Here is a 26,761-nt window from a genome sequence, read left to right on the forward strand (position 1 = left end):
GATATTTCTAAATAGATTATTTCTTCCTTCTTGCTTTGACGCCATTTGCTAAGATTTCTAGCACTTTCAATGAGTCATCCCAGTCGATACAAGCATCTGTAATACTCTTACCAAACTCTAATTTAGCTGGATCATCTTTACCTGGTGTGAATTTTTGCGCTCCACCGTTTAAGTGACTTTCAATCATGACGCCAAATATAGAATCGGAATGGTTAGCTAATTGCTCAGCCACATCTCTGGCGACATCAACTTGTCTTTCATGTTGTTTACTGGAGTTTGCGTGCGAAAAATCAATCATCAAAGATGGCTTTAATTTAGCAGCAACTAAGTCTTCACAGGCAGCGGCTACACTTTTTGCATCATAATTAGGCGCTTTTCCACCACGTAAAATGACGTGACAGTCTTCATTTCCTGAAGTTTCTACAATGGCGACTTGACCATTTTTATGAACCGATAAGAAATGGTGGCCACGGGCAGCCGCTTGAATCGCATCGGTTGCAATTTTGATATTGCCGTCAGTACCGTTTTTAAATCCAATGGGTGCAGAAAGACCAGATGCTAGCTCGCGGTGGATTTGAGACTCAGTTGTGCGCGCACCAATCGCTCCCCAAGAAATTAAATCGCCAATATATTGGGGTGAAATCACATCTAAAAATTCACTTCCTGCAGGCATTCCTAAACGATTGATTTCCATGAGTAATTGTCTTGCATAGCGCAATCCCTCTTCAATTTTGAAACTGCCATCTAGGTAAGGGTCATTAATTAACCCCTTCCAACCGACCGTAGTTCTTGGCTTTTCAAAATATACACGCATCACAATTTCTAAATCATTTTTGTAATGATCACGAACTTCTAATAAACGTTTAGCATACTCAACCGCAGCGACGGGATCATGTATTGAGCAGGGGCCAATAATCACTAATAAACGATCATCTTTCCCATGAATAATTTCCCGAATCGATTTTCTTGTGTGACGAATCAATTTTTCGATGGGTGTTCCCAAGATTGGGAAAAAACGGATCAAATGCTCAGGTGGGGGGAGTACGCTGATATTTTTGATGCGCTCATCGTCAGTAGAAGAAGTCTTATCGATACTAGCGTACCAATTTTCCTGGGTGCTTAAAGCTTTATCGTTCATGGCAAAAATCTTTCAACAATTAAAAATACAGCAAAAAAAAACCGCCTTATTTGGCGGTAGATTGTAGGTGTTTACTTTAAACCCTTACCTCTCGACCGCCAAGTCTGAGATCCAAAAGCTAAAGAAGTAAAATTTTCCTGAATTCATGTAATTAATTTAACACAAAAAGATTTCTGAACCAAAAAAATCAAACACTTCCGCCAACGACCATCCCTTCTAATCTTAATGTGGGTTGTCCGACACCTACTGGTACGCTTTGTCCATCTTTGCCACAAACACCCACGCCATCGTCTAACTTTAGGTCATTACCAATCATCGTGATTTGCTTGAGAGACTCTGGACCACTACCGATAATCGTCGCACCCTTGACCGGGTATTGAATCTTGCCGTTTTCAACCCAATAGGCTTCCGTTGCAGCAAATACAAACTTACCGCTAGTAATATCAACCTGACCTCCACCAAAATTGAGTGCGTATAACCCTTTGTCGAGACTCGCTAAGATTTCTGCAGGATCCTTATCACCACCGAGCATATAGGTGTTCGTCATCCTCGGGAGGGGCAAAGACGCATAACTTTCACGTCGACCATTTCCTGTAATTGGCATTTTCATTAGCCGAGCATTTAAGCTATCTTGCATATAGCCTTTTAAAATGCCATTTTCAATTAAGGTAGTGCATTGGGTTGAGTTGCCTTCATCATCGACATTTAATGAGCCACGTCGACCATCTAAAGTACCATCATCAACAATAGTTACACCTTTAGCCGCGACGCGCTGGCCCATTTTTCCAGAGAATGCAGAGGATCCTTTACGATTAAAGTCCCCTTCTAAGCCATGACCAATCGCTTCATGCAGCAAGACGCCGGGCCAACCCGGCCCCATCACAACAGTCATTGCTCCTGCTGGTGCAGGTCTTGAATCTAAATTAACTAATGCCGCATGCACTGCTTGATCGACCCAGTTATCAATTCGGTCATCCGTGAAATAGGAATAGTTGGTACGACCCCCACCACCCGCACTACCCATTTCTCTTCGACCATTTTGTTCAACAATCACGGTAATCGAAACACGTACTAAAGGCCGAATATCTGCCACTAATTTACCATTTGCCCGCGCAACCAAGATGACATCAAACTCGCCCGCTAAACTAGCCATCACTTGCACTACTCTTGGATCTTTAGCACTTGCTCGTCGTTCAATTTTTTCTAATAAAGCAATTTTTGCCTCTGTCGGTAAACTTAAGATTGGATCCTGGGCGTGATATAACAAGGTGCGGCTATTATCCTGCTGCGCACCTAAAATAATTTTCTTTTTACCACCCGCTGGACCAATAACTCTAGTTGAATTGGCCGCTTGCATCAAAGTATCTATATTTATTTCATCGGCATAGGCAAAAGCAGTTTTCTCACCAGAAATAGCTCTGACGCCTACTCCTTGGTCAATACTAAAATGACCGGATTTTACAATCCCTTCTTCTAAACTCCAGGACTCGTTACGAGTATGTTGAAAATACAAGTCCGCATCATCCAAACGATGTTGATACATAGTGCTAAGAGCGGTTTGCAAGTCAGATTCTGAAATTCCCCCCGGGTCGAGTAGGAGAGTCTTCGCACTTTGTAAAGCAGGATCTTGGTATATGGTCATAAATGATTAAAGTGTACGGTGAGTTAGCGCTGGCAAATTTGCTCTTACATCCTCTAATTCTTGACGATTTAGTTCTCCAAGTATAAAACCTTCACCGTTTTCTAGTTGAGTTGAGATTTCTCCCCATGGAGAAATGAGCATTGAATGCCCCCAGGTTTTGCGACCATTGTCATGCAACCCACCTTGGGCCGAGGCAAGAACGTAACATTGATTTTCGATGGCTCGTGCTCTAAGAAGGATTTCCCAGTGTGCACTACCCGTTGTATAAGTGAAGGCAGCGGGAATTAGGTGGCAATCCACTTGCCCCATGGCGCGGTATAACTCAGGAAAACGAATGTCATAACAAATACTTAAGCCAAAACACCATGTTTCATTATTCTCATGAACCTGAAATGTTTGTGGCTCCGAGCCCTGTTGTAAGGTCAAAGATTCGTTATAACTTTCACTTCCTTTACTAAAGGAAAATAAATGAATCTTGTTATATCTAGCAACTGTTTTACCTTCTGGATTGAATACTAAAGTGCTATTCCAGACCCGATCTGGATCATTTGAGCTAATGGGTAAAGTGCCAGCTACTAAATATATTTGGTGAGATTTTGCGAATTGGGCAAGCTTTTCTTGCATCGGACCAGATCCAAAAGTCTCTTGAATACTGAGCTTTTGACGATCGTTTTGACCTAAAAGGCAAAAGTACTCGGGGAGTACTACTATTTTTGCACCATTTTTTGCGCACTCGCCAATTAATCGTTCAGCCGAACTAAAATTATCTAGGGGGTTTGAGCTTGAAACCATTTGAATACTAGCAACTTTAATCATATGAAAATATCCTTTTTAAGGTTCTTTACTTGAGGAATTTGGCAACTTGCTCTCTTCAGGGGACTTGCCAGGAGTCTCATTTAATAAGTTTTTTCTACGAATTGTTTTGAGTGCCTCAGGGTCAATGGGATTACCGTTTTGATCAAGTGGAACAATTTCAGGATTTTGCCAATTTCCTTGTATGAGGTAGTCAGACTGTAAGGCCTTATTAACCCCCGAGGAGAGAAGATATTGCCCGAGCATGGTTCCAAGTCCAATGATTGGATTTGTAAAATAAAAGACCGCAAGCCCTGCTGATCCCAAATTAATCCTTGGATAAATAACAACCCGAAGATCTTGCGTTTCTTGATTCAAATTCACTAATCCTGACATGGATATTTTTGCTGGGGTAGTCATCATTTCAAAGTCATTCGTTTGAAGATTTCCTCGCCGAATTACTGCACTAGCTGAAACTTTATCAAAGGAGGTACCGGTTGAAACGACTTCTCCCACACTGCCAGAAAAATTTAAAGTAGCAAATTTAAATAGTCCTTGTAAACTCAAAATACCTAATAACTTTGCAGCACCAGAGTCTACCTGAAGAACCTTGCCATTATCTACTTCAAATTTCAGTTTGCCATTTAGGGTTTTAGTACTAAAGGCAAAAGGTGCGCCAGCCCAAGAAATATCACCTGCCATGTCACTTTTACCATTGGCCAGAACTTCGGCATAACCTAAGGAACTTAATAGCTCTCCCGTATTATTTGATGTAACAACAAAGTCTAAATAAGTTCTACTTGGTTCATTATTCGCTTTTAGTTCCCACTTACCCGTTGCATTAAAAATACCATTAGGGTTTTTAACGTTCAATTTTTGCAATATCCAGGTATTTTCTATTGGCGTAGCAAGAACATTTAATTCACCAAATTGTCTACTACCTAATGCAAAGTTGGTTACCTGAATATCGAGTTCAGGCATTTGTTCAGAAGAGTTTTCGATGCCCCTTGTAATAGATTCTTTAGACTCATTATTCGGAATTGTTAATTTAGAAAATTTCGCTTTTAAGGCGCCAGCAGGATGAGTACTACCGGGATCAGTCCATTCGAGCTCACCGACTGCTAAGGAAGAGGACACACTCGCTTTCCATTGGTTTTGGTTATGGGCAGCTTCCAACGTAAGGTCTTCGATTTTCTTATTAGCGATGAAGAGTGTTTTAATCTTCGCTTGAATATCAATGGGAGGGACTTCTTTTGATAGAGATTTAGCGTCATCCAAACTATCAATTTTTTTCGGCTTATCTAGTAATTGGTTCCATTTATCCATGTTTAAAGAAGCAAGGTCAAGATGCACTTTCAAACCCTTATCTACCTGTGGCAACAAAGTATTACCGATTGCTAGGGCATGTTTCGTTACAACTTCATCTTTGAGCGTACCAGTCGATTGGATTAAATTATCTAATTTAAACTGCCAATTTAGTACACCATTATTGGCAGATAGTTTGATATTTCCCAACATCGGGGCCCCCATAGGTTTAACCATAGGCTCTGGAAAATCAAGTTGTACTTGACGTAAATCAAAGCTAGTAGAATTTGTAAAATTTCCGCTATCGGATGTAAAACTACTTTGATAATTTAAGTTCCCTTTTAAATAGTTTTTAACCGATTTATTTAATACTGGAACGGCTACCCCTAATGCTTCCATTAATTTACTAGCATCTAAATTACCTGTAACCTCGATGAGTTTATTATTAGTCTGAACGGCCAATGGACCACCTAACCAATTTCCTAAAATATTAATTGTTTTAATTCCTTTTTGATCCAGCAGAACATTCCCCGTATTGATATTGCCGACGGGTAAATCCTTAAAGCGGATTTGATTATTTGATAAAGATAAATCTGCTTGAACCCGAGTAGGGTTTGAAGCCTGAAAGGTCTCTAAGATCGATAGGTTTAAGCCGGCATCACCACTCAAATCCAGCGTATCCAATGACTCTTTATATTTAAAACCAAGGGGAGAGGCTAGAATGTATTTTTTAAAATCGCTAGCTTTGCCATTAACATTTCCATTGACTTCAAGTTTTGTTGGTTTGGATTTTAAGTTCATCGAGACGTTAAAATTCTTGGCCATGGTATCTTTATATTGACCAGTTGGAATTTGTACTGTCAGCAATTCATTTTTAATTGATAACGTTGCATCTACTTTTTCAATTGGCAACCATTCACCTGGAATTTCATTTCGGGTGGGTAAGGGCCTAAACGTTACGTTTTTGAATTGGGAAGATATTAGAAATTTACTACTAGATTCTTTAATAAAAGGAATATCTTTCGGATCCCCTTCAATCCTTATGTTCCCAGAAGCGAGAGTTCCATCGATAATAGTTCCTTGAAGATATTTAAGAGCATCAACAGAGATGGTTTTCGGTAATAAAGTCATTAAATAAGGAAGTTGCGTATTATTCAGACTCATATTGAGGTCAATTTTTCCTTTACCGCCTTTAGTCGGATGAAGATACTTGACGACACCTTGAAGGCTTAGCATTTTATTTGTAATAACAACGTCACTTAACTGCACATCTAAAGACTTATCACTGTTATGATTCCAATCCAATATTCCTTGCATCCTCTCAAAGTCAAGATTTTTTGCAGCGATGAAGTCCCCAGCTTGAACTCGAATTTGTGGTGAATCGATAACGATATGACCAGAAGAATCTGAGCCTGAAATTTCTCCATTAAGATTTTGAATACCAGGAATCATTGAAGGAATTTCATTCCAACCAACTTCTCGCAGCATTCCATGGAATTCAATATAGGGTTGGGGATTGATACTAGACTTTAATTTATCCAAGGTAGAAGAATGGTGATTATATTTTGCATCTAAATCTTTCACCTCTCCATGTATTGCTAGGTCTCTCAAAGTTTTTAACCATTGATTCGGCAAGGGAAGGCTGAGAGCTAATTGATGAATGGGCTCTAATTTTAAATACGGAGTTTGTATAGAAACATGTGTGAATTCATTACTGGAATTGGGTATTGCGAATTTAATTTCAATATCGGTCAAAGAGGTATCAGGATTTTTTGTATTGCTAGTACTCCACTGAAAATTCTTGGTAAATAAAACTTGTTGATTATTATCAATCCGATGTTCTAGCTGAGTATCCAGATGCTTGAGTAATAAATTATTTTTTGAGTTTTTCCAATAAAAATTAATATCATCGGCGTTTAAAAATGTGGAACCTTTTGTCAAACCTCCATAGAAAAGGTCATATTCGCCCCGAAACACAAGCCCACCAATTTTTCCTCGGGCAGGAATATTCGTCAAATCTAAAATTTGCTTAATATCAAGATTATTAACAGACCAGTTAAAGTGCCCCTGCCAATTTTTGACATTTGTTTTACTTGCGCCAAAGCGATGTTTAAATTCTCCATTCGCAATGAGATCCCCGTTTAAATCCTTAGAACTTAATTTGAGATTAAAGAGATGGTCAAAACTCTTGTTTTTGAGGGTCATTGCTTCAATTTTTAGAGAAAAATTGGCAGCCTCTTCAAATTGATCATGAATCTCAAGGAGTAGATCTCCAATATACAATTCACTTTCACTCATAATCCAAGAAAGCATTTGAGAGTCTTGACCACTCGGATGTATAGTAACTCCCCCGATGTTCCAAACCCCTTTAGGGTTTCTAGATAAAAGTATCTTTACACCTTGAGAGGATAAATATTGAAAATGGGGAGATAAATCCCAAAGACTATTCCAATTAATCACTCCATCTACTTGTGGCACTTCTAACAAATTATTTTCAATTAAGCCAATTTTATTAATTGAATTTACCTCTTCTACCGGGTTTGATATTTTGATATTTTTGATTGAAAAGGCGGGACGGTAATCTTTCCAAGATGTCCTGACTTCTCCGATTTGAAAATCAGCACTGATCGACTGACTAATGACTTGATTAATTTGAGGTAGGTAATTTGGGACTAGTGGCCACAAAAGATATCTGATGATAATTTGCGAAAAAACGGCGACAAATAAGAAGACACCTACCCCGAAGTAGGTAGAATAGATAATGAACCTTTTTCCGTTTAAAAAAAGTTTGTCTAGTTGAAGTTTTTGAAGCTTTTGAAGCATAATTACTCAGTTTTTGCAGTGCAAAATAGATAAGACAAATTAAACCTTATTATCTACTAAAGCGATGAACGCTGATCGTTTTTGAAGATTCCTTGATTTTTTGGAATTTATGACAACCCCCATTCAAATTAGTAAAGATTTTTCACAATTCGTTCAACGCTGGTTGAGTGCTAATCCAACATGGGAGCAGTGGTTAGAGGAAAAAACGCCTCAACCATTAGCTATTTCGGAAATTAGACTCATCTTTGAGAAAGAATTACCCAAGGACCATTGGCTTAATTTGGATGAGGCTAATTTTTTAGCCAATTTGAGATTGGCTAGGCAAAAAGTCATGTTGTGGCTCGGCGTGCGTGATATTGCTAACTTGGCAAGCTTAACTGAGGTCATGCAAGCGGTTACAGAGATGGCGCAGCTGGGCTTGAGATATGCAAGTGAATATGCTCAAAATGCTTTAAGTGTTCAATATGGACTGCCACAAAATGCCGAGGCTCAGCCTATCCCATTGTGGATTATTGGCATGGGCAAGTTGGGAGCTAAAGAACTCAATGTCAGTTCAGATATTGATTTGATTTTTTTATATGAATGTGATGGAACAACTGTTGGTGGTAATAAGTCCATTTCGAACCATGAATGGTTTGAGTTACAAGGTAAAAAAATTATTCGCTACTTAACTGAGATGACTCCTCAGGGTTTTGTATTTAGAGTGGATATGCGTTTACGACCGAATGGGGATTCTGGGCCATTAGTCTCTAGTTTAGAAATGTTAGAAGAGTATTTTCTAGTACAAGGACGCGAATGGGAGCGATACGCCTGGATCAAAGCACGCTTGGTTTATCCACTAGAGACAGCTGATGCGAGCGGCTTTCCAACAAACTTACACGCAATTGTCAGCCGCTTTGTTTACCGTAAATACTTGGATTTTGGCATTATTGATTCCATCAGAAGACTGCATCGACAAATTCGACATGAGGCCAACTTGCGTGCCCGTCAATATCCAGATCGGGCTTTTGACATAAAACTAGGGATAGGTGGAATTCGTGAAATTGAGTTTTTAGCTCAAATGTACCAACTGATCCGAGGTGGCGAAGAAAGTAGCTTAAGGACCCGTTCGACCGTAAAAGTCATTGGGCATATTGAGCGCTTGCAACTTATACCAAGTGATAAGGCAAAGACTTTACTTAGCGCTTATGCGTTTTTGAGAAAATTAGAGCATTTATTGCAATGGCGAAATGATGCACAAGTCCATTATTTGCCCAATATCCCCGAAGTGGTTTTACAAATTGCACTACGTTTAGGATTTGTAAGTAAAGAGCAGTTCGAAGAGGAGTTAGCCGGGCATCAGATGATGGTTGCTCAGTATTTCTCAGAAGCTTTTACCCTTGACTCTCAAGATGAAGAGCTGATGCAGTTAAGTCCATCAGGCAGCTTTGAGCAATATCCACAATTTCAACAAAAATTAGAGCAAGTCAAATCTACTAATCGTTTCGCGCTCATTAGTGATACAAGTAAGCACAATTTTGACTTTATCCTACTGTATGTCTTAGATCACTATGCTCAAATTCAAGAGGATACATTACTGAAGCTACTTGATTTATTAGAAGTGATTTTTCGAAGATCATCCTACCTTTCTTTGCTGAAAGAGTATCCGAAGGCAATTGAACGCGTCATTCGTTTATTGGAGGCATCGAATTGGGCGGCTCAATACTTGATGAAACATCCTCACTTACTAGATGATTTATTGTTAAGCAGTAATGAGCGAAGCTTTGAGAAAGAGGTCGATACCTATTGGGTTGATTGGCAAGCTGATCTAGAAAAGAAAATCTATTTTATTTTACATACCGATCAGGATGAGGAAGCGGTTTGGAACACATTAAGGCAAGCTCATCAATCAGAAATATTTCAAATCTTACTAGCCGATTTGGGTGGCTTTAGTACCCCTAAATTATCGATTGAAAAAGTCAGTGATCAGTTATCCATCTTGGCGGATATTATTATTGCAGTTACTTTGAATTTCGTTTGGGAAGGACTTAAAAAGAAGTATCAGATTACAGCCCCATTAAATCAATTCGGTTTTGCTGTGATTGCCTATGGCAAGTTGGGTGGCAAAGAATTGGGCTATGGCTCTGATCTAGATTTAGTATTTATTTATGATGAGACCTTAACCCCTTTGTCGAGTGATGAGTTACAACCAATATTTGTTAATTTGGTACGTAAATTTATCTTAGCTCTTACAACCGCTACCCGAGCAGGCGTATTATTTGATATCGACACCCGTCTGAGGCCCAATGGCGAGGCAGGATTATTAGTAACAAATGTGCAGTCTTTTGAAAATTATCAAAAGAAAGTGGGTGCAAATACTGCCTGGGTATGGGAGCATCAAGCTTTAACTAGGGCAAGATTTTGCGCTGGGGACGAACGCACTGGTATGCAATTTGAAAAAATTCGTAATGACGTATTATCATTTCCCCGGGATGGAAAGGTACTGACTCAAGAAGTGATTTCAATGCGAGAAAAGCTCCATCAGGGTCATCCTCAAACTGGAAACAGTTTTGACTTAAAGCATGATGTGGGTGCCATGATTGATATCGAATTTATGATTCAATATTTGATTTTGAAAAACGCACACCAAGAGCCGTCGCTCATTCAAAATATTGGTAATATAGCATTGCTCAATGAATGCGCAAAATGTCATCTCATATCAGATGAGGAAGCACTCAGTGTCGCCAATGCCTATCGCTTATTTCGAAAATTACAACATCAAACACGCCTAAACGGTTTGCAAATTAGAGAGCTAGAAGATGATGTAATGAGTAAAGAAATTGAAACGGCTCGACAAACGGTGAAAAATCTATGGAATCGATTATTACTAAATGTCTAGTAGCTCTCTAGCGTGACGCAGGGTTGTTGGGGTCATTTCAACGCCACCTAACATTCTAGCAATTTCATCGACTCGTTCTGATCTGCCGAGAACTTCGATTTTACTAATCGTTTTGCCATCAATTAAAGATTTTTGAACGCGCCATTGATGATCACCTTGTGCGGCTACTTGCGGTAAATGCGTTACGCAAAGGACTTGATGAGATTGCCCTAGCTGTTTAAGGAGTGCGCCGACAGTTTGAGCTACAGCACCACCGATTCCAGAGTCGACCTCATCAAAAATTAATGTTGGGGTTGCGCTAGATTTACTAGCAATCACCGCAATCGCTAAGCTGATTCGAGCCAGCTCACCACCTGATGCCACTTTTGAGATTGGACGCGGTTTAACTCCTGGATGACCGGCCACCAAAAAATCAATTTGCTCTAGTCCATGGGGACCTGGTTTGTCAAGGGCGAGTAACTCTACTTCAAACTTTCCACCACTCATTGCCAAGGTTTGCATCGAATCAGTAATGGCACTAGAAAATTTCAGCGCAGCTTGTTGGCGTGCTTTGCTTAAATCATGGGCTAATTTTAAATAGGTACTCTCTTTGCTTTTAGAATCTTTTAATAAAGACTCAATATCTTGAGCAGCATTCAGGTTAAAGAGTTGATTTTTTAACTCAGCCCATTTTGTGGGTAATTCATCTGGGCTACAGTGAAATTTTTTAGAGCAACGATAATAACCCTGAACACGTTCCTCTAATTCCGACAAACGCTCGGGATCTAAATCTAGTTTTTGCAGATATCGGTTGATGGTATGAGTTGCTTCACTTAAATGAATATGCGCAGAATCTAAACCTTCTTTCGCTTCATTTAACGATATATCCATCTCTGATAAATCATCCAGTAAACCTTGCGATTTTGCTAGTTGATCTAAGATGGAATTCTCTGACTCAGATAGTAATTGGACGAGTTCTTGAGAGCCCTCAATTAGGGAAGCTGCATTAGATAGTCTTGAGTGCTCAAGCTGTAGATCATCCCACTCGTCTAAGATCGGGGCAAGAACATTTAGCTCCTCGAGTTGCCACTCTAGTTGCTCTTTTTCTTTGACAAGATTGAGACCTGCTGTCTTGGCTAATTGAATTTGCTTTTCAATGACTTGCCAATCTCGATAAGTTGCGGAAACTTTATTAACTTGTTGAGAAAGGTTGGCATGACTATCTAATAAGTCGCGCTGAGCACCAGGTTTTAGTAAAAGTTGATGCTGATGTTGACCATGAATATTAACTAAGTGTTCGCCAATTTCTTTTAATTGGCTTAGTGTTGCAGCGCTACCGTTAACAAATGCTTTGGTTCGACCTGACTGGTCGATTGTCCTTTTCAAAAGGACGGATCGACCCTCTTGTTCAATTGGGAAGTCATAGGTTTCTAAAAGAGTACTTACCGAAGTTAGTAAATGATCGCTAACTGAAAAATAAGCAGAAATTTCGGCACGCGAACATCCTTCTCTGATTTGACTAATATCAGCTCGCTCACCCATTGCTAGAGCGAGTGCGTCGAGCAAAATAGATTTACCTGCGCCGGTTTCACCCGTTAGCACTGTAAAACCTGATCCAAGTTCAAGTTCTAAGTGATCAACAATCACAAAATCACGAATATCTAAACTTTGTAACATATTCAAAAATTACTAGGATACTCGTTCCAGTGAAGTTTTTCGCGAAGTGTTCGGTAATCACTGTGACCAACTGGGTGTAATAAGATGACGGTACGGGCAGATTTTTTGACAGTGACGCGATCTCCCGTTTGCAAAATCGCTAGGGTTTGCATGTCAAAGTGTGCTGTTACGTCACGTCCTCCAGTAATCTCAATAGAAATGAGGACGTCATCTGGTAATACAATAGGGCGATTTGACAAAGCATGCGGAGAAACAGGCGCTAATACGATCCCAGCCAGTCTAGGATGCAAAATTGGACCACCAGCAGATAAGCTGTAAGCAGTAGAGCCAGTAGGCGTTGCGACAATTAGGCCATCAGAGCGTTGGTTATACATAAAGCTACCATTTACTTCAACTGCTAATTCGACCATCCCTGATCGACTTGAACGGTTCACAACCACATCATTTAATGCGGTTCCTTGATGGGCGGGAGAGCCATTCCGGATGACTTGTGATTCTAATAAGGTTCGGGTATCTGACTCATAAGCTCCATTTAACATGGCAGGTAAATGCACCTCAATATCATTTAGCGGGATATCGGTCATATATCCTAGTCGACCCATGTTAATGCCAATAATTGGAATATTTAAGCCTGCAACTCTGCGACCTAAGCCAAGAAGGGTACCATCTCCACCAATCACCACCACAATATCAATCTTGCCAGCAAAATCGTCTATTTTTAACATTGGAACGGACTTCATGCCAGTATGTTCGGCCGTCTCGGATTCTAAATAAACATTAAAACCATTCTCCAAAATAATTTTGGAAACATTTTCTAGAATGCGATCAACCCCTTCAGCTTGAAATTTGCCAACAAGTGCAACATTGGCGAAGGGTAAACGAGGATTATTTTGGATAGACATAGTTCGATTAAACCATAGAGACATTGCTCTTACAATATTTTAAATTTGCCTTTAAGAGTACTTAGTCATTTTAAAAGCGAATTTTTTCTTGTGAAAAATATAAACCATGATGTTGAAGTAAGACTGCACCGAAATCATTCCAAGGTTCTGTGACGAAAATGAAAGCTTCTTGTTAAAATGTCTGCATGATGGATAAAAGAGCTCGCGAACTATTAAAAACACTGATTGAACGACACATTTCCGAAGGGCAACCAATCGGATCACGTACCCTTTCTCGTCATTCCGGTTTAGATTTGTCCGCTGCAACCATTCGTAACGTGATGGCTGATCTAGAAGAACTAGGTTTTGTCAGTAGTCCTCACACCTCAGCAGGAAGAGTTCCTACTCCTCGGGCTTATCGTTTATTTGTGGATACGATGTTGACCATCAAACCCCTAGACGAGGTTGGTCACCGGGAATTATCCGCTGAAATTGTGCCAGATTCTCCTCAAAGGGTGATTGCTGGGGCAGCTCAGATGTTGTCACAATTGTCGAACTTTGCTGGGGTTGTCTTGACTCCTAGGCGAAGCGAGGTATTCAAGCAAATTGAGTTTTTGCGCTTGTCTGAGAAAAGAATCTTGCTGATTATGGTTACCCCGCAAGGTGATGTGCAAAATAGGATACTGATCACAAACAAAGATTATTCACCCTCTCAACTCGTTGAGGCGAGTAACTTTATTACAACAAACTTTGCAGGTTTGGAATTGCAATCAGTGCGTAATCGCATAAAAAACGAATTAGAGGGCTTACGCGAGGATATTACAGCTTTAATGAACCAAGCCGTTGAAGCTAGTTCAAATACTTTAGCGGATCCCCAAAATAATATGGTGATATCAGGCGAGAAGAAACTGCTTGAAATAGGGGAATTTGTCTCCGATATGGATAAAATCAAACGACTTTTTCAAGTTTTTGAAAAACGTACAGGCTTATTGCAACTATTAGATGTCTCTAGTAGAGCTGAGGGTGTACAAATATTTATTGGTGGCGAAAGCGATTTAGTCCCACTTGATGGGATGGCAGTAATAACAGCCCCCTATAAAGTGGATAATATTATTGTTGGAACACTCGGTGTAATAGGACCAACTCGTATGGCGTACGATAGAGTAATTCCGATTGTAGATATTACTTCGAAATTATTAACTAGCGCTTTGAGTCAAAATAATTAAGAGAGAATTGCTTGGAAAATTTAATTTTAGATAAAGATAAAGCGCATGCAGTGTCCCAAAAGGTTGGTGTTTTATTAATCAATTTAGGAACTCCTGATGCCCCAACGGCTAAAGCCGTCAGACCCTATCTAAAACAGTTTCTCTCTGATGCGAGGGTTGTAGAAGTTCCCAAATTAATCTGGTGGTTCATTTTAAATGGCATTATTTTGCCTTTTCGCTCGAGTGCCTCAGCAAAAAAATATGCCAGCGTTTGGATAAATGAATCCGAAGGCGGCGGTGCACCTTTACTAGTCCATTCCAGAAATCAAAGTATTGGGTTACAAAAAAAACTGGCAAATAATGCATCAACTAAAGATGTCAAAGTAGCTGTGGCGATGCGCTATGGCAATCCATCGATTGAAAAAGTCATGAACGAATTAGAGAGTGATGGAGTAAATCGCCTCTTGGTCCTGCCACTTTACCCACAATACTCAGCTACTACGACGGCATCTAGTTTTGATGCAGTTTTTGAAGTGCATTCGCGAAAAAGAAACCCGCCTGCTTTGAGGATGGTTAAAAATTATCATGATCACCCAGCTTACATTAGATCTTTAGCCGCACGGGTACAAGCTTATTGGGAGGTGCACGGAACCCCTGACTTTAAAAATGGCGACAAGTTTGTGATGTCGTTTCATGGTGTGCCAAAAAGAACATTATTAAGAGGCGATCCCTATCATTGTGAGTGCTATAAGACCGGGAGATTATTGAGAGAAGCGCTTGGACTTTCTGCTGAGGATGCAATCTTAAGTTTTCAGTCTCGATTTGGTAAAGCTGAATGGTTAAAACCTTACACTGCACCATTATTAGAATCCCTCGGAAAAGCTAAAACCAATCGAGTTGATATCTTTTGCCCCGGTTTTCCGGCAGACTGTTTAGAAACATTAGAAGAAATAGCCATGGAAGGTAAGGAAATTTTTACCCATGCTGGTGGACAGACATACCACGTGATTCCTTGTTTAAATGACCACGAAACCTGGATAGATGGATTACATACTATTGTTCTTGAGAATATTGGCGGTTGGCAAACTCAAGTGCCATCCACTGCAGAAATAGCAGATCGAATTGCTATGGGACAAGCGGTTGAAAAAATCCTGTTAGCCAATTAAGAATTTTTTTCAAAAATTCTTTAATTTCCTCTTGAATTCATTCGAATTGACCCTATTTATAGAGTAATAGTGGTTACTAATCCTTTAATTTTTTTGTAAAGCATTGATATGACTGAAGAAAATAAACAATCTGAAACAGCTTTTGTAGATGAAACAATTCCTGTGAGCGCATTACATGACGAGCAGTCGACAACTTTCACCTTAGAAGTTCAAATCGAAGAACTAAAAAAACAATTAGACGAAGCTCGTGATGCACATTTAAGAGCAAAAGCTGAAACTGAAAATATGCGCAGAAGAGGCATCGAAGATGTCTCAAAAGCCCACAAGTTTGCAATTGAGAGTTTTGCGGAGCATTTATTACCTGTTATGGATAGTATGCATGCCGCTCTAAGTCACCATCAAGGTGATCTAGAGAAATTAAAGGAAGGTGTTGAACTGACTTTAAAACAACTTTCTGGCGCTCTTGAAAAGGGTAAAGTCTTAGAAATTAACCCTGAAGCGGGTGCTAAGTTTGACCCTCATTTTCACCAGGCCATTTCCATGGTGCCTTCAGAGCAAGAAGCGAACACGATTGTCACAGTGTTGCAACGGGGTTATTCCATTGCTGATCGGGTATTACGTCCTGCTCTTGTGACAGTTAGTCAACCAAAATAAATAAACAAGACAAGAAAAAATAAATAAATCGAGTTGTTACTCTTGAAATTGTTAAGTTCAACCTTATTTAATAATTAACTAAATTACTTTTTTGAAAGAAACATATTATGGGAAAAATTATCGGTATTGACTTAGGAACTACCAATTCTTGCGTTTCAGTAATGGAAGGCAATACTCCTAAGGTGATTGAAAATGCAGAAGGTGCACGCACAACCCCTTCAATTATTGCTTACATGGAAGACGGCGAAATTTTAGTTGGTGCTCCCGCTAAACGCCAGTCAGTGACAAACCCAAGAAACACACTCTATGCAGTGAAGCGTTTGATCGGGCGTAAATTTTCAGAAAAAGAAGTACAAAAAGACATCGATTTGATGCCTTATGCTATTTCTAAAGCTGACAATGGTGATGCTTGGATTGACATCCGTGGCACAAAGTATGCACCACCACAAATCTCTGCTGAAGTTTTACGCAAAATGAAGAAAACTGCTGAAGATTATTTAGGTGAGGAAGTCACTGAAGCCGTAATTACAGTTCCAGCTTACTTTAATGATAGCCAAAGACAAGCAACAAAAGACGCGGGTCGTATTGCTGGACTAGAAGTAAAACGTATTATTAATGAGCCAACCGCAGCGGCACTTGCTTTCGGTCTAGATAAGCAATCAAAAGGCGATCGCAAAATTGCAGTTTATGACTTAGGCGGTGGTACTTTTGACGTTTCAATTATCGAAATCGCTGACGTAGACGGTGAAAAGCAGTTCGAAGTTCTCTCAACAAATGGCGATACTTTCCTAGGTGGTGAAGACTTCGACCAACGTATTATTGATTACATTATTGCTGAGTTTAAAAAAGAGCAGGGTGTTGATTTAAGTAAGGATGTACTCGCACTCCAGCGTCTCAAAGAAGCAGCTGAAAAGGCGAAAATTGAGTTGTCTTCAAGTCAGCAAAGTGATATTAATTTACCCTATATCACTGCTGATGCCAGTGGACCTAAGCACTTAAATATCAAGATGAACCGTGCTAAGCTCGAAAGCTTAGTCGAAGACTTAGTTGCTCGCACGATTGAGCCTTGTCGGATTGCGATGAAAGATGCTGGTGTTTCATTAACTGATATCCAAGATGTGATCTTAGTTGGTGGTATGACACGTATGCCAAAAGTGCAGGAAAAAGTAAAAGAATTCTTTGGCCAAGATCCACGCAAAGACGTGAACCCAGATGAGGCAGTTGCTGTTGGAGCTGCTATTCAAGGATCAGTATTATCTGGCGACCGTACCGATGTGTTGTTGTTAGACGTAACACCTTTGTCTTTGGGAATTGAAACTTTAGGTGGTGTAATGACAAAGATGATCACCAAAAACACAACCATTCCTACTAAGTATTCTCAAGTGTTTTCGACTGCTGAAGATAATCAACCGGCTGTAACGATTAAGGTTTATCAAGGTGAGCGTGAAATGGCGAGTGCCAATAAAACTTTAGGTGAGTTTAATTTAGAAGGTATTCCACCTTCAAGCCGTGGCACACCTCAGATTGAAGTCACATTTGATATCGATGCAAACGGTATCCTCCACGTTGGCGCGAAAGATAAAGCAACTGGTAAAGAAAATAAAATTACGATTAAGGCGAACTCTGGACTATCTGAGGAAGAAATTCAACAAATGGTCAAAGATGCTGAAGTGAACGCTGAAGACGATCGTAAATTGCGTGAACTAGTGGATGCCCGCAATTCGGCTGACGCACTCATTCATTCGACTAAAAAATCTTTAGACGAGCATGGTGCTTCATTAGAAGCTGGTGAAAAAGAGAAGATTGAAGAAGCGTTGAAGACGTTGGAAGAAGCTTCAAAGACTGGTACGAAAGAAGAAATCGAAGCGAAAACTGAAGAACTAGGTAAAGTAAGTCAAAAACTAGGCGAAAAGGTTTACGCATCAATGCAACAAGATGCGCAAGCAGGTGCTGCAGGATCTGCTGATGCAAACCAGAAGCCAAAAGACGATAATGTAGTTGATGCGGACTTTAAAGAAGTCGATAAAAAATAATTCAACACAGTAAATTGAAGGAAATCCTTTGGCTAATAAGCGTGACTTTTATGAGATTTTAGGTATTGCTAAAAATGCCACTGACGATGAGATAAAAAAAGCTTATCGAAAAATGGCAATGAAGTATCATCCTGACCGAAACCCGGACAGTAAGGATGCGGAAGCTAACTTTAAAGAGGCTAAAGAAGCCTATGAGATGTTGTCTGATCCGCAAAAGAAGGCAGCGTATGATCAGTATGGTCATGCTGGTGTCGATCCGAATATGGGGGGCTTTGGCGGTGCCGGAGCCCAAGGTTTTGGTGATGCGTTTGGCGACATTTTTGGTGATATCTTTGGTAATGCAAGGGGTGGTGGCGGTCGCTCTGGACCACAGGTGTATCGTGGTAGCGACTTACGTTACAGCATGGAAATCTCTTTAGAAGACGCTGCAAAAGGCCACGAGACTCAAATTCGTGTACCTGGTTGGAATAACTGTGAAGTTTGTACTGGGTCTGGTGCAGAGCCTGGAACTAAAGTTGAAACATGTTCTACCTGCGGTGGACAAGGACAAGTCAGAGTCTCACAGGGATTTTTCTCAATGCAACAGACCTGTCCAAAATGTCGTGGACATGGTCAATTTATTCCAAAACCTTGCAAGAAATGTAATGGCGAAGGAAAAATTAAACAGCAAAAAACTTTAGAAGTCAAAATTCCTGCTGGTATTGAAGATGGCATGCGTATTCGTTTGTCTGGTCATGGAGAGCCTGGTGTCAATCAAGGCCCGCCGGGCGACTTATATGTGGAAGTGCATATCAAAGCGCACCCTGTATTTGAACGTGATGGTGATGATTTACATTTCCAGATGCCAATTTCTTTTGCGACTGCCTGTTTAGGTGGTACTGTGGAAGTCCCAACTTTAGCTGGTAAAGCTAGCTTTGATGTTGCCGAGGGAACTCAAACTGGCAGAACTTTCCGTCTGAGAGGGAAAGGTATTAAGGGAATTCGATCAACTATTCCTGGTGATTTGTATGTGCATGTTCAAGTTGAGACTCCAATCAAGCTCAATGACCAGCAACGTCAACTCATTCGGGATTTTGACTCTAGTTTAAAGTCCGATAGCTTCAAACATAACCCCCAAGAAAAGGGTTGGTTTGATCGGGTAAAACAGTTTTTTAATTAATTAGTTCGATATAAAGCAATGCTCAGGGGCTGGAAAGGCCCCTTTTTTTACTTCTTCAATATACAGTGCAATTGCTTTTTCAATGGTGCCTGTAGTCGCTAAGAAATCCTTAACAAATTTTGGTTTACGTCCCGGGAAAGCACCTAACGCATCATGCATAACTAGGACTTGACCAGAACAATCTGGCCCGGCACCAATGCCAATGGTTGGAATGGTTAACGCCTCTGTAATCTGAGCCCCTAATGAACTTGGAATGGCTTCGAGGACTAATAACTGAGCTCCCGCAGCCTCTAATGCGAGAGCATCTTCGAGAATTTTTTTGGCCGCATCTGCAGTTTTACCTTGAACCTTAAAGCCTCCAAGGGTATTAACAGATTGAGGAGTTAAGCCTAAATGCCCACAAACAGGAATACCGTGATCGGTTAAAACTTTAATCATCTCCTGTAAATGACTGCCGCCTTCCATTTTGACCATTTGTGCACCTGCTTGCATCAAAGCTGTTGAGCTTTGAACTGCTTGTGCAACACTGGTGTAGGAAGCAAAAGGTAAATCACCGATGATAAATGCACGTCTTACACTTCTAGCAACACACTCGGTGTGGTAAGCCATATCGCGTATCGTAACGGGGATGGTCGAAGTATGACCTTGAATTACATTACCTAAAGAATCACCAACCAAGATAATCTCAATACCAACCCGATCGAATAACGCGGCAAAACTAGCGTCGTATGCAGTGAGTGAGGTGATTTTTTGACCCTCAAGCTTCATTTGCATGAGTTTCGAAATAGTCAAAGGAACAAGGTTTTCAGATAAATTGATATAGCTCATGGGCAAACAACACACTAATTACATTAAAACACCACTATACCTAAAATTTTTACTAGTGTGACAAATTAGACCCCATAGAATTTGGGCAATATTTATTAGGGAGTTTTTCGATTTTTTGCCAGGAAAGATCTGGTAATTTATCCTTCAACTTACCATGATTTGGCAATTCAATTTCACTATCAATTTCAAGTAAAGGCAGTAGGACAAACATCCGTTCGGTAATGCGAGGATGGGGGAGAATTAACTCAGGTGTATTGTGCGTGATATTGTCATACATTAAGATATCAATATCTAATGTTCGAGGAGCATTTTCGTACGGACGTTCACGACCAAAACGTTGTTCCACAGACTGACAAAGCCGAAGTAAAACGAGAGGATCAAGATCAGTATCCACTGAAATAACGTTATTTACATAGTCACCACCTAAAGCTTGTACAGGGGCGCTAATATAAAAACAACTTCTGGCAGTGATTGAAATCGAAGGAAACTGAGCGAGGCAGACAACGGCATCTGTCAGTATTTGTCTCGAATCCCCGATATTTCCACCAAGTCCTATGTAGGCTCTTGCCATAATTTAAATCCTATAATCTTACCAACTTACTACTTTAATCAATTTCTAAAAAGATTGCTGAGACTGGTCATCATTTTCTAAGGCCTCTTTACCCTTAACACCTCGGCGTCGGCGTCGACGAGACTTGCCTGGCATGTCACTTGTTGAAGGTGATCGCTCACTTTTTACATCAACTAAGAGTTTTTCACGATCTTCCAGTGAGCCATTTTGAAAGTTTTCCCACCATGTAGAAAGCTCACTTGGCAATTCACCTACCTGACATCGCAAACAAAGAAAATCATAGCCAGCTCTAAAACGAGCTGATTCTAATAATCGGTAGGGCATTTTCCCCACCCGTTTTTCAAAGCGAGGTTGCAAACTCCAAATTTCACGCATATCTGTTTCAAATCGACGCTGAATGGCAAAAACCTCTCTTTGCGCACTCAGTACTTCATCAATTGCCTCGTTAAGACAAACAATACTGGGTTTACCACCTTTTATATTGAGCTTCCATTGTTGCTCAACCTGATGCCATAAAAGAGCAGCAAATAAAAATCCTGGTGAGATCGATTTTCCTTGCAGAATCCGTTCATCCGTTCTGTCTAAAGCAAGCTTAGCAAAACTGGTTTGATCAGACTGTTCCAAAATGACATCGAGCATGGGTAACAGACCTTGATCTAGTCCAACCTCTCTTAATTTGGTCATACTTGACCAAGCATGACCAGACATTAATAGCTTTAACATTTCATCAAATAATCTAGCTCCCGGCACATCATGGATTAAGCTAGCGGATTGAGAAATCGGTTCTAGGGTGTTTTGTTCTAAAGTAAATCCGGTTTTTGCAGCAAAACGAACCGCTCTGAGCATCCTTACAGGGTCTTCTCGATATCGCGTCGCCGGATCCCCAATCATTCGCAGAACTCTAGAAGCGATATCGGCCATACCACCATGGTAATCGAGCACTACTTGGGTGCTTGGATCGTAAAACATGGCATTAATTGTAAAATCTCGGCGAGTTGCATCTTCACTTTGGGAGCCCCATACATTGTCACTTAATACACGTCCAGAGTTGGCAATATGTTTGCCAGTTTCCACTAATAAAGCCCTAAAAGTTGAAACTTCGATAATTTCCATTCGATCTCTAGCATGACTGGAATTATTGTAAAAAGTGACATGAATAATTTGAAAGCGTTTACCAATGACACGAGATTTTTTAAATAGAGCTTGAACTTGATCTGGGGTAGCATTAGTCGCAACATCAAAATCCTTCGGCTTAATGCCAAGAATTAGATCGCGTACAGCCCCACCCACGATATATGCTTTGTATCCAGCTTGTTGAAGGGTTTGGGTGACCTTAATAGCATTCGGTGAAATAAGCTTTGGATCAATCTGGTGGACTTTTACAGTGATTTTTTTAGGTTGTAAGTCGTTACCACTCGTTGGACCATTTACAGACTTTTTGACGGGTTTACCAAGAATTTTTCGAATTATTTTTGAAATCATTGGTTAAACAATTCTAATATTTGCCAATTCCGGTCTATCGCAAGCTGTCGTAATCTCGCATCTGGATTTGTGGCTATAGGGACTTGAACCTTATCAAGCAATGGCAGATCATTCATTGAGTCGGAATAAAAATAACTTTTCTGCAAAGTATCCCAGGATAGGTCATGACGTGTTAACCAAGACTCTACGTGGGTAACTTTGCCTTCTCTAAAATTTGGCAGGCCTGAGACATTTCCAGTGAAGGCAATGGGTTGATGAGGTGACGTGATTTCAGGTTCCGTAGCAATTAAATGTGAAATTCCGAAACGCTCTGCAATGGGTCTAGTAACAAAACTATTGGTGGCGGTTACAACACAACATAGATCGCCTAAGTCCTGATGTTTTTTCACCAATGAAAGTGCCTCTGAACGAATATTAGGCTCAATCACCTCTTGCATAAACTGGTGATGCCATTGATCGAGAGTTTCTTTAGAATGGCTAGCCAAAGGCTTTAAGGCAAATTGCAAAAAGCCATAAATATCGAGCTTACCAGCTTTGTAATCGTTATAAAAACGCTCATTTTCTTGTTCATAATAGGCGCCATCAACCACTCCAAGGCGAACCAAGAACCGACCCCATTCATGATCACTATCGATCGGTAACAAGGTGTGATCGAGGTCAAAAAGGGCAATGGAGTGATATACAGAAGACATTTTTAAGTTGTTGAATGGAGTAATTCTTTTAATAATGGTAATGTTATTGGTCTTTTTGTTTGTAAAGAGTAATGGTCTACAGCCTCTATGATACTGATTAAACTTGGGAGATCCCGATAAAAGTGGGTTAACAACCAATGAGGTAGGTCTGGAGCGATGTTTAAACCCCTTGCTTTGATGAGCTCTTGAAGCGCAAAAATTTTCTCAGCATCCGTTAAAAAGCTCAGTTCAAAGTTCAGACCACTTGATAATCTAGAGGAAATATCGTCACGAATTTTTAAATGATGACTTGATTTGGAACCACTCACAAAAATTAATTTTTCTGGGACGTTTTTATGATCAACCAGTAATTTAAATAACTGGTTGACCTCAGAAGTATTCAGGCTTTCGACATCATCAATGAAATAAGCAGAGCAATTAGGTCCTGTTTGAATATCAGCAAATTGCCAATCATGATGCTGACTTGTTAGGTAAAGATGGGGCAATCCTAAAGCAGCATAAAATTTTTGCATGGCCATGAGTAAGTGCGATTTGCCACTACCTGAGGGGCCCCAAACATAAATTAAATTCCAATCAACTGAAACTGGTTGGTGCACTTTTAAAAATGCTTGAATCTGTTTTAAAACCTCAAGAATGCTAACTTGAGGCGAGTCTATTAAGGCCGGCAGAATAAAATTATCTAAGCTTGGCTCAGGTGAAGTCAATATATCTAAAGTAAATTGCGGAGAGTTCATAGAAAAGTCAAAGGTCTAATTTGTTTTATACCATTGACTACTTAAGTACTTCTGCTTTAAAAAACGCAACCCTACCAAACAAATTGCAGACATTGGAAAAGCCAACAAAATTCCTAAAAAGCCAAATAATTTACCAAAAACCATCAATGCAAACAGAACTGCAACCGGATGCAATCCAATCCTCTCTCCCACTAGGCGAGGTGTTAAGTAAAACCCTTCCAATACTTGCCCGACTGAAAATAGTAGTAGCACCAATAAAATTTCATTGCCGCCCCCAAATTGCAATAGCGCAGCAAGCAAAGACAAGCATAAACTTACCATGAAACCCACGTAAGGAATAAAGGCAACTAGCCCCGTAAAAGTGCCGAGGGCTATAGCGCTCTTAACGCCGATCAGATAAAGACCCAGACTATAAAGTACTGAAAGTAATAACATTACTAAAATTTGACCACGCAGGTATTGAGAAAGTAAAGTGTCAACTTCGATGGCAAGTGGAAAAATAGTGGATTGTAATTTCTTCGGAATGATACGTCCAAGCTTCTTAAAAAAGTGATCCCACTCTAAAAGTAAATAGAAAAGCACAAAAAGAACTAAAACAATGTTGGCAAGAAAGCCAAGAATAGAACCAGAGGATCTCATTAAAGTACTTAGAGATTTGGTCACAACGGTATTGGCATTATCGGAAAGTTGTGTCGTAATTTGAGCCGTCGCTTGTTCTTGAATATCTTTCCAATCTAGTTCAATATCAAACGTAGCGAGTTTTGGAGCAACCCACAACTTAAAACTTTCGATCCATTGGGGAAACTGCTGCCTAATTTGAGGTATTTCGTGTTGCAGTAGGTTTAATAGCAGAATGACAATCATTGCCCCAGCAAGAATACCAATGAGTACCGCGATTAAAGCTGCTAATCCCTCAGGGATTTTGGCAATTGTTAAACGAACCTTTAAGGGTTCCAAAATATAGGCAAATATAAAAGCTGCCAAAAAAGGCATCAAAATTTCGGACATGAGCACAACCTTCCATTAGAATCTCTACATTCTACTGAGTACTGAGGAATTTTATGACAAATCCATCAAATTTAAATGCAAATGAAGCCCAAGGGCTATCTTATAAGGATGCTGGGGTTGATATTGATGCTGGCGATGCCTTAATTGAAAGAATTAAGCCCCTTGCAAAGAAAACCATGCGCGAGGGTGTTTTGGCCGGCATTGGCGGCTTTGGAGCATTATTTGAAATACCTAAACGCTACCAGGAGCCTGTTTTAGTCTCTGGCACCGATGGGGTAGGTACCAAATTGAAGTTAGCCTTTGAGTGGCAAGCTCACGACACCGTTGGTCAAGATTTGGTTGCCATGAGTGTGAATGATATTTTGGTACAAGGTGCGGAGTCTTTATTTTTCCTCGATTATTTTGCTTGTGGCAAACTTTCTGTCGATGTTGCAACCCGGGTGATTGGTGGTATTGCAAAGGGTTGTGAAATTGCTGGTTGTGCTTTGATTGGCGGTGAAACTGCTGAAATGCCTGGCATGTACCCTGAAGGAGAGTATGATTTGGCTGGTTTTGCTGTCGGTGTAGTTGAAAAATCAAAAATTATTACCGGTAAGCAAATACTACCTGGAGATAAAATTATCGGTGTGGCTTCAAGCGGAGCCCATTCAAATGGCTATTCATTAATTCGTAAAATCATCGAAAGAACCAATGCCAAGCCAGAGGATAGTTTTGATGGCAAGACACTGCGTGAAGTAGTTATGCAACCTACCCAAATATATGTCAAACCAGTTTTAGAACTTTTAAAAAATGTAAACATAAAAGGCATGGCACATATTACGGGGGGTGGCCTAGTTGAAAATATTCCTAGAGTATTACCTGATAACGTGCAAGCAGTGCTTCAACGTGATGCTTGGCAAATGCCAGCTCTGTTTAGTTGGTTACAAAAGGGTGGTAATGTCGCAGATGAAGAAATGCACCGCGTATTTAACTGTGGGATTGGCTTAGCAATTGTGGTGAGTGCTGACCATGTGAATCAAGCCCTGCAATTCTTAAAACAATCAGGTTTAACTGCTTGGTCGATTGGTGACATTGTTGAAAGACCAATTGACGCACATCAAACAATCGTAATTTAGGTTTTAATTCTCAAATAGTCTAAGCAATCTATCGTCGCTTGATGGATTGCTTTGACATCTTGGGCATTTACTAGATGCCTACTAGGCATTGCTCTCAACCAAGTTAATTGTCGCTTCCCTAACTGCCTCGTTGCTGCAGTCCCAGCCTCAACAAACTGCTCATAACTTATCTGCTCACTGAGATATTCCCAAGCTTGCCGATATCCTACTGATCTCATAGAGGGTAAATCGGGATGAACTTGGGGAATTTGCATCAAAGTCCTCACTTCATCTAGGAAACCACTTTTTAACATGAGGTCAAAACGCTCAGAAATTCGGTGGTGAAGCCAAGTACGATCAATTGGTTCAAAAGAAACCAGCATATGCGGAAACCGTCCATCGTCCCTTGACTCACTATAGGGCGACTTTGCTATCAACTCCGACATGGGTAACCCGGTTATTTCAAATACCTCTAGGGCGCGACCAATCCTTTGGGTATCGCCGACCGGTAAACGATTGGCAGTAATGGGGTCGACTTTTTTTAATTGCTCATACATGCCTGCCCAGCCTAGTTCAAGAGCCCTTGCTTCGATTAATTGTCTGATTTCTGGCGTGGTTGCAGGAAGTTGGCTCAAACCTTGAATAAGGGCTCGCCAGTACAGCATCGTACCGCCAACGATAATAGGTATTGCACCACGCTGACGAATTTCTTGTACCCATATCAAGACATCTTTAGCAAATTGCGCAGCTGAGTAAGATTCCCACGGGTGCAAAATATCAATCCCATGATGTGGAACTATGAGACGCTCTTCTATTGAAGGTTTTGCAGTCCCAATATCCATCCCTCGGTAAACTAAGGCTGAGTCCATACTGATGATTTCAACCGCCTGACCTTGCTTGCTTGCTTGGTGAGCAAGATTCATTGAAAAAGCACTTTTACCACTAGCAGTGGGTCCAACAATAGCGATTAAATTGGCTAGAGGGTGTGACTCGGGATTTTGCTCCGGATGTAACTCCAAC

General features: G+C 40.4%; 20 protein-coding genes. 7 read left to right on the forward strand and 13 right to left on the reverse strand.

Translation table 11 applies throughout. The features are described 5' to 3' along the window. Positions 1 to 16: 16 nt before the first annotated feature. The 4 genes from AOC35_RS14950 to AOC35_RS14965 all read right to left on the reverse strand — a co-directional run bounded on the left by AOC35_RS14950 (position 17) and on the right by AOC35_RS14965 (position 7,700). A complete protein-coding gene (locus tag AOC35_RS14950; RefSeq protein WP_108648491.1) occupies positions 17 to 1,138 on the reverse strand; it encodes a 3-deoxy-7-phosphoheptulonate synthase in 1,122 nt (373 codons plus the stop codon). Positions 1,139 to 1,325: 187 nt separating this feature from the next. Then, positions 1,326 to 2,780 carry a metalloprotease TldD gene (tldD, locus tag AOC35_RS14955; RefSeq protein ID WP_108648493.1) on the reverse strand — a complete coding sequence of 485 codons (1,455 nt, stop codon included), beginning with the start codon at positions 2,778 to 2,780 and terminating at the stop codon, positions 1,326 to 1,328. A 6-nt stretch (positions 2,781 to 2,786) separates the two neighbouring features. Further along, positions 2,787 to 3,596, reverse strand: coding sequence for a carbon-nitrogen hydrolase family protein (locus tag AOC35_RS14960; protein ID WP_108648495.1), 810 nt, complete (start codon positions 3,594 to 3,596; stop codon positions 2,787 to 2,789). A 15-nt stretch (positions 3,597 to 3,611) separates the two neighbouring features. After that, a complete protein-coding gene (locus AOC35_RS14965) occupies positions 3,612 to 7,700 on the reverse strand; it encodes a YhdP family protein (protein WP_108648496.1) in 4,089 nt (1,362 codons plus the stop codon). A gap of 109 nt (positions 7,701 to 7,809) precedes the next feature. On the opposite strand from AOC35_RS14965, the gene glnE reads away from it, so the two are divergent. Beyond that, entirely contained in the window at positions 7,810 to 10,578 is a 2,769-nt protein-coding gene (glnE, locus tag AOC35_RS14970; RefSeq protein ID WP_108648498.1) for a bifunctional [glutamate--ammonia ligase]-adenylyl-L-tyrosine phosphorylase/[glutamate--ammonia-ligase] adenylyltransferase, read from the forward strand. Here glnE and recN read toward each other — a convergent pair. Both recN and AOC35_RS14980 read right to left on the reverse strand, forming a co-directional pair. Further along, positions 10,567 to 12,234 (reverse strand): DNA repair protein RecN, encoded by a 1,668-nt coding sequence (gene recN / locus AOC35_RS14975; protein ID WP_108648500.1) that lies wholly within the window; start codon positions 12,232 to 12,234, stop codon positions 10,567 to 10,569. The two genes, glnE and recN, sit on opposite strands and share 12 nt — an antisense overlap. A gap of 2 nt (positions 12,235 to 12,236) precedes the next feature. After that, positions 12,237 to 13,136, reverse strand: a complete 900-nt coding sequence (locus AOC35_RS14980; protein ID WP_108648502.1) for an NAD kinase — start codon at positions 13,134 to 13,136, stop codon at positions 12,237 to 12,239. A 188-nt stretch (positions 13,137 to 13,324) separates the two neighbouring features. Here AOC35_RS14980 and hrcA point away from each other — a divergent pair, with 188 nt between their 5' ends. From hrcA to dnaJ, 5 genes are all read left to right on the forward strand, one after another. Beyond that, the gene (gene hrcA / locus AOC35_RS14985; RefSeq protein ID WP_108648505.1) at positions 13,325 to 14,341 is read left to right on the forward strand and encodes a heat-inducible transcriptional repressor HrcA; all 1,017 of its coding nucleotides are present in this window, start codon (positions 13,325 to 13,327) and stop codon (positions 14,339 to 14,341) included. An 11-nt stretch (positions 14,342 to 14,352) separates the two neighbouring features. Then, positions 14,353 to 15,486, forward strand: a complete 1,134-nt coding sequence (gene hemH, locus AOC35_RS14990) for a ferrochelatase (RefSeq protein WP_425440633.1) — start codon at positions 14,353 to 14,355, stop codon at positions 15,484 to 15,486. A gap of 108 nt (positions 15,487 to 15,594) precedes the next feature. Beyond that, positions 15,595 to 16,140 (forward strand): nucleotide exchange factor GrpE, encoded by a 546-nt coding sequence (gene grpE, locus AOC35_RS14995; protein WP_108648507.1) that lies wholly within the window; start codon positions 15,595 to 15,597, stop codon positions 16,138 to 16,140. Between the two features lie 107 nt (positions 16,141 to 16,247). Further along, positions 16,248 to 18,173, forward strand: coding sequence for a molecular chaperone DnaK (gene dnaK / locus AOC35_RS15000; protein ID WP_108648509.1), 1,926 nt, complete (start codon positions 16,248 to 16,250; stop codon positions 18,171 to 18,173). 28 nt (positions 18,174 to 18,201) lie between these two features. Continuing rightward, entirely contained in the window at positions 18,202 to 19,332 is a 1,131-nt protein-coding gene (gene dnaJ / locus AOC35_RS15005; protein WP_108648511.1) for a molecular chaperone DnaJ, read from the forward strand. Here the strand turns inward: dnaJ and panB are convergent, their stop codons facing one another. From panB to AOC35_RS15035, 6 genes are read right to left on the reverse strand one after another with little or no spacing between them, the layout of a single operon-like run. Further along, positions 19,333 to 20,160, reverse strand: coding sequence for a 3-methyl-2-oxobutanoate hydroxymethyltransferase (panB, locus tag AOC35_RS15010; protein ID WP_108648513.1), 828 nt, complete (start codon positions 20,158 to 20,160; stop codon positions 19,333 to 19,335). It abuts the gene before it with no gap. Between the two features lie 52 nt (positions 20,161 to 20,212). Continuing rightward, positions 20,213 to 20,731, reverse strand: coding sequence for a 2-amino-4-hydroxy-6-hydroxymethyldihydropteridine diphosphokinase (folK, locus tag AOC35_RS15015; RefSeq protein WP_108648515.1), 519 nt, complete (start codon positions 20,729 to 20,731; stop codon positions 20,213 to 20,215). A 45-nt stretch (positions 20,732 to 20,776) separates the two neighbouring features. Beyond that, positions 20,777 to 22,213 carry a polynucleotide adenylyltransferase PcnB gene (gene pcnB / locus AOC35_RS15020; RefSeq protein ID WP_108648517.1) on the reverse strand — a complete coding sequence of 479 codons (1,437 nt, stop codon included), beginning with the start codon at positions 22,211 to 22,213 and terminating at the stop codon, positions 20,777 to 20,779. After that, complete coding sequence (locus AOC35_RS15025; RefSeq protein ID WP_108648519.1) at positions 22,210 to 22,905, reverse strand: histidinol-phosphatase; 696 nt, start codon at positions 22,903 to 22,905, stop codon at positions 22,210 to 22,212. The genes pcnB and AOC35_RS15025 overlap by 4 nt, the downstream gene beginning before the upstream one ends. A gap of 2 nt (positions 22,906 to 22,907) precedes the next feature. Further along, complete coding sequence (locus AOC35_RS15030) at positions 22,908 to 23,639, reverse strand: HdaA/DnaA family protein (protein WP_108648521.1); 732 nt, start codon at positions 23,637 to 23,639, stop codon at positions 22,908 to 22,910. 15 nt (positions 23,640 to 23,654) lie between these two features. Further along, positions 23,655 to 24,647 (reverse strand): AI-2E family transporter, encoded by a 993-nt coding sequence (locus AOC35_RS15035; protein ID WP_108648523.1) that lies wholly within the window; start codon positions 24,645 to 24,647, stop codon positions 23,655 to 23,657. A gap of 53 nt (positions 24,648 to 24,700) precedes the next feature. Between AOC35_RS15035 and purM the strand changes: the two genes are divergently transcribed. After that, positions 24,701 to 25,762, forward strand: a complete 1,062-nt coding sequence (gene purM / locus AOC35_RS15040; RefSeq protein WP_108648525.1) for a phosphoribosylformylglycinamidine cyclo-ligase — start codon at positions 24,701 to 24,703, stop codon at positions 25,760 to 25,762. Here the strand turns inward: purM and miaA are convergent. Continuing rightward, the gene (miaA, locus tag AOC35_RS15045; RefSeq protein ID WP_108648527.1) at positions 25,759 to 26,760 is read right to left on the reverse strand and encodes a tRNA (adenosine(37)-N6)-dimethylallyltransferase MiaA; all 1,002 of its coding nucleotides are present in this window, start codon (positions 26,758 to 26,760) and stop codon (positions 25,759 to 25,761) included. The genes purM and miaA overlap by 4 nt on opposite strands. Position 26,761 lies beyond the last annotated feature (1 nt).

The sequence above is a fragment of the Polynucleobacter rarus genome (genome assembly GCF_003072505.1).
Lineage (GTDB): Bacteria > Pseudomonadota > Gammaproteobacteria > Burkholderiales > Burkholderiaceae > Polynucleobacter > Polynucleobacter rarus.